This window comes from Streptomyces sp. NPDC052910 (assembly GCF_055585605.1).
In genome coordinates this window covers 300,428-311,462 of record NZ_JBVJJR010000005.1, presented here as the reverse complement: position 1 = coordinate 311,462, position 11,035 = coordinate 300,428, and the positions used below count along the sequence as shown (strand labels likewise).

At 74.3% G+C, this 11,035-nt stretch carries 7 protein-coding genes; 2 read left to right on the top strand and 5 right to left on the bottom strand.

Annotation, left to right across the window (positions count from 1 at the left end; translation table 11 throughout):
- Positions 1-609: 609 nt before the first annotated feature.
- Positions 610-3,471: an AfsR/SARP family transcriptional regulator gene (locus ACZ6X9_RS20495; protein ID WP_469779421.1), complete on the top strand. Its 2,862-nt coding sequence runs from the start codon at positions 610-612 to the stop codon at positions 3,469-3,471.
- 10 nt (positions 3,472-3,481) lie between these two features.
- Here the strand turns inward: ACZ6X9_RS20495 and ACZ6X9_RS20490 are convergent, their stop codons facing one another.
- The 5 genes from ACZ6X9_RS20490 to ACZ6X9_RS20470 form a co-directional block, all read right to left on the bottom strand.
- Entirely contained in the window at positions 3,482-3,676 is a 195-nt protein-coding gene (locus ACZ6X9_RS20490) for a hypothetical protein (RefSeq protein WP_469779420.1), read from the bottom strand.
- A gap of 288 nt (positions 3,677-3,964) precedes the next feature.
- On the bottom strand, positions 3,965-4,126 hold the full coding sequence (locus ACZ6X9_RS20485) for a hypothetical protein (RefSeq protein WP_469779419.1): 162 nt from the start codon (positions 4,124-4,126) through the stop codon (positions 3,965-3,967).
- A gap of 259 nt (positions 4,127-4,385) precedes the next feature.
- Positions 4,386-7,316 carry an SARP-family global regulator AfsR gene (gene afsR / locus ACZ6X9_RS20480; RefSeq protein ID WP_469779418.1) on the bottom strand — a complete coding sequence of 977 codons (2,931 nt, stop codon included), beginning with the start codon at positions 7,314-7,316 and terminating at the stop codon, positions 4,386-4,388.
- Between the two features lie 464 nt (positions 7,317-7,780).
- Positions 7,781-8,143: a cupin domain-containing protein gene (locus ACZ6X9_RS20475; protein WP_469779417.1), complete on the bottom strand. Its 363-nt coding sequence runs from the start codon at positions 8,141-8,143 to the stop codon at positions 7,781-7,783.
- 778 nt (positions 8,144-8,921) lie between these two features.
- Entirely contained in the window at positions 8,922-9,641 is a 720-nt protein-coding gene (locus tag ACZ6X9_RS20470) for a hypothetical protein (protein ID WP_469779416.1), read from the bottom strand.
- Between the two features lie 362 nt (positions 9,642-10,003).
- Here ACZ6X9_RS20470 and ACZ6X9_RS20465 point away from each other — a divergent pair, with 362 nt between their 5' ends.
- Entirely contained in the window at positions 10,004-11,032 is a 1,029-nt protein-coding gene (locus ACZ6X9_RS20465; RefSeq protein ID WP_469779415.1) for a MerR family transcriptional regulator, read from the top strand.
- Positions 11,033-11,035 lie beyond the last annotated feature (3 nt).

Here is an 11,035-nt window from a genome sequence, read left to right as displayed (position 1 = left end):
TGGCGTCGGCCGGGAAGTGCTCCGTGGAGTACCGCACGGCGTAGCTCCTTTCCACTTCGGTGGACGGACGAGCAGGACTCTCGCCCGAACGGCGTTTGTCCGCCACCGCGTTTCCGTTCGTTCGCACGTCAGCGCGGCTTGATTGGCGGACAATGCACACATGCCCCAGGAGAGTCGCCCCAAGGGAGGCGGAAAGTGGGAAAACCCGGGCGTCCGCAGGAAGGTGCGAAGGGGAGGAGCGCGGAAGCCAATGAACTCGCCGCACTGTTAAGGACAGTGACGGCAAACCTGACCGTCCGCCAATTAGCGGCCCGGTACGCGCCCGGTAAGACCGCGTGGAGCGAGTACCGTTCGGGGGCGCGGACGATTCCCCTCCCGCTCCTGCGGAAGGTGCTCGACGACATGGTGCCCGATACCCGGGCCAGGGACAGACTGTGGCGGAGAGCGAGAGCACTGTACGCCGGAGCCGTACGAGGGGGCGATACCGCCTCGTCCGCGGCGCCGCACGATTCCCGGGCGCTGCTCGCGGCCGATGGCACGGCGTATGGCTCGAAGGACGCCCGGGGGGACTGCCGGAGGGACAGGCCGGAGGACGGGCCCCTGCTGACGGTGCTCGGCCCGGTCCGTTACCGGCGGGGAGCCGAGTGGGCGCCCGTCGGCCCGCCGCAGCGGTGCGCCCTGCTGGCCGCGCTCCTGCTGCGGGACGGCCGCGGCGCCACTCCGGCGCAGCTCGTCGGGGATCTCTGGGGCGCGCACCCGCCTCCGTCCGCCATCGCGGCCCTGCGGACCCACGCGTCGGGACTCCGCAAGGTCCTGGGCGGCAGATCCGTGCTGCTGAGCGACTCGGGCGGCTACGCGCTCCCCGTCCGCCGAGGACTCGTCGACCTCCACCGCGCCGAGGAGGCGGCCGCCGCCGCCCAGCGCGCGTACCGGGCCGGATCGCCCGCCGAGGCCCGCGAGTTGTACGCCACCGCCCTGTCCGCATGGACGGGCGAGACGCTGGCGGGCGTGCCCGGCCCGTACGCCGAGGCCCAGCGCGGCCGGCTGGAGGAGTGGCGGCTCGGTCTCCTGGAGGCCCGCCTGGAACTGGACGTCGGTTCGGACCGGTGCGCCGACACCGTCCCCGAGCTGACACTCCTCGTGGCGGAACACCCGTACCGCGAGCGTCTCCGCGAGCTGCTGATGCTCGCCCTGCACCGCAGCGGCCGCAGGGGCGAGGCGTTGGCGGTCTTCTCCGACGCCCGGCGCTTCCTCGTCGGGCACCTCGGCGTCGAGCCGGGGCCGGAGCTGGCGGAGCTGCACCGCCGCGTGCTGGCCGCCGACCCCCGGCTGACCACTGCCGGACCCAGGGAAACCGCCGACGGCGTACCGCATGTCCGGCCCTGCCAGCTCCCGTCCGTCACCGCCCACTTCACCGGCCGTGAAGCGGTGGCGGCCGAGATCACGACCCATCTGACGGCCGCGGACAGGACCGGCGTGTGTGTCGTCTCCGGCGTCGGAGGCGTCGGGAAGACGACGTTGGCGCTCTACGCCGCGCGGGGCGTACGGGACCGTTTTCCCGACGGGCAGCTCCACGTCGATCTCCGTGGCGCCGGGAACGAGCCGGCGGACCCCCACACGGTGCTCGGGGTCTTCCTCCGCGCCCTGGGGACACCTGACGCGGCAGTCCCCGGCGGCACCGAGGAGCGGACGGCCCTCTACCGGTCCCTGCTGGCCCGGCGGCGCGTGCTGGTCGTCCTCGACAACGCCCGGGACGCCGCCCAGGTGCGGCCGCTGCTGCCGACCGGCGAGGGGAGCGCGGTGCTCGTGACCAGCCGTGCCCGGCTCGTCGACCTGGAGGACGCGCACCTCGTCGACCTGGACCTCATGCCGGGTGACGAGGCGTTCGACCTCTTCGCGCGCGTCGTCGGCGAGGAGCGGGCAGCGGCGGAGCGCGACGCCGCGCGAGAGGTGGTCGCGGCCTGCGGCCGGCTGCCGCTCGCCCTGCGCATCGCCGCTTCCCGGCTGGTGGCCCGCTCCGGCTGGGACATCGGCACCCTCGCCAGCCGCCTGCGCGACGAACACCGCCGGCTGGACGAACTGCACGTGGGCGAGCTGACGGTGACCGCCGCCTTCCACATGGGATACGGCCACCTCGACCCGGCCCAGGCCCGCGCCTTCCGCCTGCTCTCCCTGGCCGAGGGCCCGGACATCTCCCTCGACGCGGCCGCGGCCCTGCTGGGAGAACGGCCACACGTCGTGGAACGCTTGCTGGAGTCCCTCGTGGACGCTTCCCTCCTGGTGTCCGTCAAGGCCGGGCGGTACCACTTCCACGACCTGGTACGGCTCTACGCCCGGACCCGCGCCGAGCAGGACGAAACGGCCGCCGACCGCGAGGCGGCCCTCTCCCGCCTGCTGGACTTCTACCAGGGGATGGTCCTGCACGGGTACCTGCTGGGACGGCCGGGCGACCGCCTGGCGGACCACGTGACCGCGGTTCCGGTCCCCGACTCCGCGCCCACGGACATGACGACCGCGGCCGAATGGCTCGTCACCGAGACGGACTGCGTCCTGGCCTGCGTCCGGTCGCGGGCCCGGGGGGACACTCTGAGGAGAGCGGTCGATCTGTTGTACACGGCGCGGGACATATCCGAGTCCGGGCCAGGGCAGCGCGATTACCTGGACACGGCCACGGTGGCGCTGGAATCCGCCCTCGCGGAGCGGGACGTTTTCGCCGAGGGGCGGGCACACCTGGTGCTGGCGGGGCATTTCGCCGTGGTGGGCGACCTCGTCGCCGCGGTGGAACACGCGGACCGGACCATTGCCTTGTCCCTGTCGGAGAACGACATGCTGACCCGGTCCCGCGGGGCGAATGTGCGCGGCATCATCAGCCTTTACCAGGGGGACCCGAAGGAGACCACGCGATGGTTCTCGACGGCCTTGGAGGCATTCCGGGCGGAGGGGGACCGCCCCGGCGAGGCGAGTGTGCTCAACAATCTCGCGATGAACGATGCGAAATACGGAGACGGTGCCCGTGCGTTGGTCCTCGCCGAGCAGGCTCTGGCCATTCACAGTGAGCCGGGAAGTCCCTCGTGGCGTCGGGCGAACAGCTTTTACACGCGCGGCCGTGCGCTGGCGGAGCTCGGCCGGTACCAAGAGGCCGTCCGGGACTACAGCCATGCCCTGGAGATTTTCCGGGACTGCCGGAAGACCCGCTGGCAGGCCTGGTCTCTTTGGCGCCTGGCCCAGGTCCACCTCGCCGACGGGCTGCCCGCGCAGGCCGCGCGCGATGCGGAGCTGGCCCTGTCCTTGGTGAGGTCCCTGGGCGTCGACCGGACGGAAGAAGAACTGCTTCTCCTCTTGGCCGACGCCCTGGACCGAATGGGGCACCCCGGGCGGGCACGTGCCTGCCGCGCGGAGGCGGCTTCCCTGTCGGACCAGCGGTCGCAGGGCGTACACGACGACATCGGACAACCCGGCCGGCGGAAGTGACGGGGCCGGTTCAGGCCCCGCTGTTTCCCGGCTGCTCGCCCTGCGGGACGTCGCCGGACTTCGCCATCCACCCGTATCCGACGCTCGTCGTGCTGGCTATGTGCTCGTCGGCTGAGGCGGTGAGCGTCCCCATCGCGCTGAGGGCACCCGCGACCGTGAGGACGATCGCGGCCGCACGGAGGCGGTGCGGTAGGGATCGGGTCATCGTGGCTCCTGTGGTGTGGTGGGAATTACGACAGCGGGCAGGGCCCGCGTCGCCTGGGGGGGGGCGGTGTCAGGTCGCCGACCCGCCCGGACCGGGAGCCGGTCGCCGACGGGGCCCCCTCCGCGCCGTCGACACCGGCTCCTCGGCCGTGGCCGCGGCTCCCCCTTGTCCCCCGAGGAGCCGCAGACCCGATTTCTTTCAGGAGTGGGGGTTCCGTCCCCTTCGGAGTGGGAACCCCTGTGCCGGCCGACCGGATGCCCGGGTCCGGCGCTGTGTCACAGGCCGGACTCAGACGGGCTCGGAACCGATGTGCTCGTCCTGCACGACGACCGGCGCAACCTTGCCCTTGTCCCCCTTGGCGGTGACGGGCGCGGACATGGCGGCCGGGCCGGTTGCCTGCTCGTCCTGTGGGGCGGGCGTGACGGGCGCGAGGTTGTTCTGTTCGTTCATGGTTCTCAACTCCGTTGTGGATGCGAGTCGTACGGTGCGACGGAGGACTGAACAGCCCGCCCGGCAACTCCCCCGAGGGCTGCCGGACGGGCGGTTTCGGGTGTCTCCCGAATGAGGCCTTGCTCCGACCCGCCTGCCCCCCGACGCGACGGATCGATGCAATGAAGCATGCCGTACCCGGATAAACGATCGATGAACGGCCAGCTCAAAGGTCGTTCGACCGGTGAGCCGGCAGCCGCTGTCCGAGGAAGCGAGGGCCTCAGGCGGATACGGAGTCGAGCAGCCGATGGACCTCCGACGCTTCCGTCCGGGCGCCTTGCTGCCTGAAGACGGACAGCGCTTCCGTCCAGCATGCCCGGGCGCGTTCCGGCTGTCCCAGCGCGGCGAGGCACCGGCCGAGCACCGTCAGGATGCTGCCCCGGCGCCACTCGCCCCCGATGCCCCGCACCTGGATCAGCGCCTGCTCGGCGTGGGACGCGCCCTGCGCGGCTTCCCCGATCTCGCAGTAGAGCTCGGCCACGCGGTACAGCGTCCAGGCCTCCCACATGCGCTGGCGGTGGGTGCGGAAGATCCTGAGCGCTTCCTCGTACACGCGGAGGGCGTGCGTGTGGTCGCGCGCGGTGGCGAGGATCAGGGCGTAGGTGTAGAGCGAGTTCGCGACGCGCCAGGTGCTGTTGGTCTCCCGGTAGATGGTCAGGCTCTGCTCGGCGAGCGCGACGGCCGAGCGGGTGCGTCCCGTGTCGGCGTGTATCCGTGAGAGGTTGCTCAGGGCGCTGGCCTCACCGGGCCGGTTGCCGTCCTTGCGGAACCATTCCAAGGCCTGCTCGATGTACCGCTCGGCGTCCTCCAGCCGATGCTGGTAGAAGGCCGCGATGCCGCGGATGTTCGAGGCGTAGCAGCAGGGCAGCGGATCGTCGTTGGCGAGACCCAGCCGGACGGCGTGCCGGGCTTGTTCCTCCGCGGCGTCGAACTGTCCGGCCAGGCTGTGGACGTGGGCCAGTACGGTCCGCGCCCGCCCCTCGGCCCGGGTGTCGCCGGCCGCCTGTGTCGCCGCCAGCAGGGCGGTGGCGACCTGCCGGTACTGCCGCGAGTGCGCTCCCGACTCGGTTAGGTCTTTGGCGGCGCGCAGGAGGTCGACCGCGCGGCGCAGCACGTCACCGCTGCTGTCGGCGTGCTGCCATGCGCATGCCAGCAGGGAAGGCGCCTCGGCGTACAGCCAGTCGCTGGCCGCCTCGCTGTCGGTGAACACCAGGCCCGGGTGACGAGTGGGGGTCATGTGCTTCAGTAACTGCTCCCCCGGCCGCTCCAGGACGTACACCCCCGCCGCCGTCGACAGGTAGAAGTCCAGCAGCCGGGACATCGCCGCCTCGCGTTCCGCCGGGGGCTGTTCGTCGCGTTCGGCGCAGGAGCGGGCGTAGAGGCGGAGGAGGTCGTGGAAGCGGTAGCGGCCGGGGGCGGCGGATTCGAGGAGGGAGGCGTCGACGAGGGTTTCGAGGAGTTCCTCCGTGGTGTCGGTGTCGAGGTCGAGGACGGCCGCCGCGGCCGGGAGGGAGATGTCCGGGCCGTCGGGGAGGCCGAGCAGGCGGAAGGCGCGGGCCTGGGCCGGTTCGAGTTGGCCGTAGCCGAGTTCGAAGGTGGCCTTGACGGCGAGGTCGCCGGCGCGGAGTTCGTCCAGGCGGCGGCGTTCGTCGCCGAGTTTGCGGGCGAGGACGGACACCGTCCAGGTGCGGCGGGCGGCGAGGCGGGACGCCGCGATGCGGATGGCGAGCGGCAGGAAGCCGCAGGCGGCGACGGTGTCCATGGCCGCGTCGCGCTCGGCGGCGACGCGTTCGCCGCCGACGATGCGGGTGAAGAGGACCAGGGCTTCCTCGGGGCTCATCACGTCCAGGTCGACCAGGTGCGCGCCGGCCAGGTCGACCATGCGGGTGCGGCTGGTGACCAGGGCCGCGCAGCCCTCCGTGCCCGGGAGCAGCGGGCGGATCTGGGCGGCGTCGCGGGCGTTGTCGAGGAGGGTGAGGACGCGGCGGCCGTCGAGGGTGGAGCGGAAGAGGGCGGAGCGCTCCTGGAGGCCCTCGGGTATCGCGGAGTCGGCGATGCCGAGGGCGCGCAGGAACGCGCCGAGTACGGCCTCGGGTTCGGCGACGACCGGTCCGGTGCCCTGCAGGTCGACGTACAACTGGCCGTCGGGGAAGAGGTCGCGGGCCGCGTGCGCGACGTGCACGGCGAGCGTCGTCTTGCCGACGCCGCCGATGCCGGCCACCGCGGACACCGCCATCACCCGGCCTTCGGCGGTCGCCAACTGGTGGCTGAGCTCCTGGACGAACGCGTCCCGCCCCGTGAAGTCAGGGACGGTCGCGGGCAACTGGGCGGGGCGGACGAACGCCGGGCCCGCGCCGGCGCGGTCGCCGGACGGGTGGGGCGCGAGGTCGGCGTCGCCGCGGAGGATGCGCTGCTGGAGGTCGGACAGCTCGGCGCACGGCTCGACGCCCAGTTCGTCGTCGAGCAGCCGCCGGGTGTCGGTGTACACGGCCAGTGCCTCGGCCTGCCGGCCGCTGCGGTAGAGGGCGAGCATCAGCAGCTCGCGCAGCCGCTCGCGGAGCGGGTGCGCGGCGGTGAGCGCGGTGAGCTCGGAGACCGCCTCCGCGTGGTGGCCGAGCTCCAGGTCGAGGTCGAGGCGGGTCTCCAGCAGGCCGAGCCGCCACTCCTCGAGCCGGGCACGCTGGGTGTCGGCGTACGGGCCGGGGACGTGGGCGAGCGGCTCGCCGTCCCAGACGGCCAGGGCCTCGTTGATGAGGGCCCGGGCCCGGGTGCCGTTGCCCGCCGCGCGGGCCTTCTCCGCCTCGGCCGCGAGGCGTTCGGCGGAGTCGATGTCCAGGCAGCCGACGCCCGCCCGGAGCGCGTACCCGCCCGCCTCACTGGCGAGGACGTCCGCGTCCGGGCCGAACGCCTTGCGCAGCCGGGACGCGTACGTGCGCAGCGCGGCGAGCGCCGCGTGCGGTGGATCGTCGCCCCACAGCGCGTCCACGAGCTCGGCGGCGGTGGCCGTGCGACCGCCGCGCAGCAGCAGCGCGGCGAGCAGGGCCCGTTGCTGGGGCGAACCGGTCCGCAGTTCCTCGCCGCCGCGCCAGGCGCGGACGGGCCCGAGCACGGCGAAGCGCAGTCGCTGTCCGTGCCCTGTGTCGCCGGCCATCGTGACCCCCTGCTCGTCCTGCTCGGTGGCACCGGCCAGTCTGCCCTGTCCCGGGCCCCGGCGTCAGCACCGGTCCGGCCCTCTCCACAGGGCCTTCAAAGGCTGTGAACGGGCCGCCGCCGGGGCGCGGGAGGGCCGGCGCGGCGGCCCGGCGGAGGTGCGGCGTCCGCCCCACGGCCGCTCCGGCGGGGGGTGGTACGGGCGGCGGGACGCGCGCCGGCAGCGACGTGAGCAGGGAGATGCGGCGGGTGACCGCCCTCAACTCGCTTGGCGGGGAGGGGTGTCACGCGGGTGGGGGATGCGCTCCTCGGGCCGCCGGGACGAGGGGCGCGGGGAGCCGGCGGGCGCCGTGGCGGGGGGTGCCGGCCGTTCCGGGGGCGTTCGCCGGGTGCGCCACACGGCCGGATGTCGCCGTCGGATGCTCCAGGGGGCGGGGCCGGAGGGTGACGAGAGTCGCAGTGGCCTCAGCGCTTCGCGTACTCCGCGAACCCCTGCCAGTCGACGATCACGCACGGCTCGTCGCCCACCACCCACGCGTCGTGCCCGGGCGGGCAGGACATGACGTCGCCGGGGCCGAACTCCTCCTCCTGCCCGTCGTCCATCACGACCTTGAGGCGGCCCGACACGACGTACGACGTGTGCGCCGCCTGGCAACTGCCGGTGCCGGCGATCGGGCCGACGTGGGTGGACCACCGCCACCCCGGCTCGAAGATCGCCCGGCCCACCGGTCCGGTGGTCAGGTCGACCAGTTCCAGCCGCCCCTTGCCGTCCTCGAACGGCCGGACCTCCTCCGGGGCGTCGAAGCTCTTCCGCGTCAGACCGGCCATGGCGCTCTCCTCGCGTCCTCGGGCTTCCGCTTCCGGGTTCCGGCTTCCCGGCTCCTGGTGCGCGGATGCGGGTTTTCCGGTTCCGATTGATATTCCGGTTGATGCTCCGGTTGCTGTTCCGGCTCCGGTTTCGGGGTCTTCGTCCTCGCCGCTCCGGGGAGACGGACGGGACGGACGGAGGGCGGACGGGCGGGCGCGGCGGCCTGCCGTGCGAGGGCCGCCGGCCGTCTCGACCGTAGACGGGGCGCGGGCGGGCGGCGAGCGGTGGGGGCCGGACGGGTGACACCGGCGAGCGGGCGGTGGCGGGGGCGGAGGGGTGACATCGGCCGGCGAGCGGGGGTGGACGGGAGACGTTGACCGCGCGTGAGGGGGGACGGGGGACAGCGACCGTCGCGAGTGGGGGGCGGAGGGGTGGCATCGACCGTCGCGAGTGGGGGCGGAGGGGTGGCATCGCCGCCGTCACCTGTCCGTGCCGCCGGACGATGCCGGCGGGGGGTGGTGTCCGGGAGCGCGTTATCAGTCCACCGCGCCGGCGGGGGCGTTGGTGCCGGAAGCGGTGGCGCCGGAAGGCCGGGTGACGCCCAGGACTGCCTCTGCCGGCAGGCAGGCTCGGTGGAAGGCGGTGGCGCCGGGCCCGGGGCTCCCCCTCCGCGCCCCGGGTCCCGCGCCCTCCGGCCGCCCGGTCCTGCCGGTCCCACCGGTCCTGCCGGTCCCACCGGTCCACCGGTCCTGCCGGTCCGTCGCGTCAGGTGCGCGGATCCGGGACCGGGCGGTGGTCTCAGCCCCGCTCCCGCCCGTTGTCCGGCGGGGGCAGCGGGGGCAGTTCCGTGTGGCGGACGGTGAAGCCGCCCGACTTCACGGGTGTGAACGGGGCGGGCGCCATGCAGGTACCGACGCGTGCCGCGACGGGAACGCCCTTGACGACGTCCACGTTGCTCACCGGCCAGTGGAAGCCGAACCGCCCCTTGCCGGGCCCTCCGGTCCTGGCGCTGAACCCGTACCGCTTGCCGATCTCCGAGCGGTCGGCGGACTTGGTGACGACGGCGGTGAACGTCGCCGTGTCCCCGCCCGTGACCAGGCAGTCCACGGAGGCCTCGGCCCGGCGGGTCTCGTGGTTGTCGGCACGCCAGTGCGACCAGGTGACCGTGCCGCGCGCGTCGGTCGGCAGGCCGTGCCGCAGGTCGGGTCCGGGCAGCGGGCGGCTGAACGGCACGGCCCGCGCGTCGACCGAGAAGCGGATGACGTCCCGGGGCGCGTAGGAGAAGTCGATGCGCGCCGATCCGGTCACGCGGGCCGTCGGGGAGGGTTTGGCCGCCGTGGCGGCGGTCCCGGCCGTCGGGGAGCCGGACGCGGTGGCCGTGGCGGTGGGGCCGAGGCCGGAGACTGCGGCGCAGGCCGCGGCCACCGCGAGCGCCGCCGCCACCGTCCCGCGCCGCCGGCCCGCGGTACCGCCGTGCCGGGATCCCCCGCCGTGCCCGCGTCCTCTGCTGCCCCACATGGTGAACTCCCCTCGTCCCGGCCCGGCCGGTCCCTCGCTGGTGATCACCACTCTTCCGGCGGCGCGGCGGCGCCACCATCTGCCGATCGGCGGATCCGCCAGGCCGGGGAGGCGCGCGGCTCTCCCGTTCGGCAGGCCCCGGCAGGTCGCAACAGGCCCCGGCGGCCGCAACAGGCCTCGGCTGGTCGCAACAGGTCGCAAAAGTCGCGACAGGTCCTGACAGGTCCTGACAGGTCCTGACAGGTCCTGACAGGCCCAGGCAGGTTCCGTCAGGCTCCGGCAGGGCGGCCGGCGAGGCCGCGGAGGTCTCCCGGACGGGGCCGACTTGAACCTCACGCCGCGTGAGGATGCACCGTGGTGCCATGACCGCTTCCACGACCTGGCGTGTGGGCCCGCTGGCCGAGGCCGCCGGACTGACCGTGCGCACCCTGCACCACTGGGACGACATCGGGCTGCTCAGCCCGTCCCGGCGTACCGCCGGCGGGCACCGGGAGTACACGGAGGCCGACGTCGTCCGGCTGTACCAGGTGCTCGCGCTGCGCGGGCTGGGACTCGGCCTGGAGACCATCGGACTCTGCCTCGGCTCCGGCGTCGACCCCGCCCGCGTCGTCCGCGACCACTTGGCCGAGGTGGAGGCGTCGCTCACCCGCCTCGGCACCCTGCGGGACCGGCTCGTCCGGCTGCGGGACGCGCTGGACGGGGCGGACGGGCCGGAGCCGTCGGGTGGGGCGAGTGGGAGCTCCGCCGGTGGGGCGGGTGGGCGCTCGACCGGTGGGGTGGGCGGGAGCTCGGCTGCTGGGGCGGGTGGGCGCTCGGCCGGTGGAACGGATGCGGGGCCGCCCGATGAGGCTGCTTCGGACGCGGCCGGGACCGCGCCCGAACCGGCCGCCCGGCCCGCCCCCACCCCGGCCGCACCCGAACCCGCTCCCCGCCCCGCCCCGGCCGCACCCAACCCGCTCCCCGCCCCCTCCACGATCGCCCCGCTGCTCGACGCCCTGCGCGCGACGGGCGGTGTCGCCGCCCACGGCGAGCGCGAGCTGCGCCGCCACCTGGACGCCGACGCCGTCGGGGCGCTGCGCGCCCGCGGCGCCGCACTCGGTCCCGCCGCGCCCTACCTCCTGGAGGTCGAGTGGCCCGAGCTCTACCGCCGGGCGGAATGGCTGCGCACGGACGGCGTGCCGCCCGGCGACCCGCGGGTACGGCGGCTGGCGGCCCGGATGGACGAACTGGGCACGCTGTTCACCGGCGGCGACCGGAAGACCTCGGCGGCGGTGCGGAAGGCGTGGGACGAGGACCCCGCCGCCCTCTCCGGCACTCCCGACGCCCCGGCGGACGACTGGCGCGACCTCTCCGCCTACCTGGACGCGGCCCGCCGGGCGGGCGCCGGCTGAACG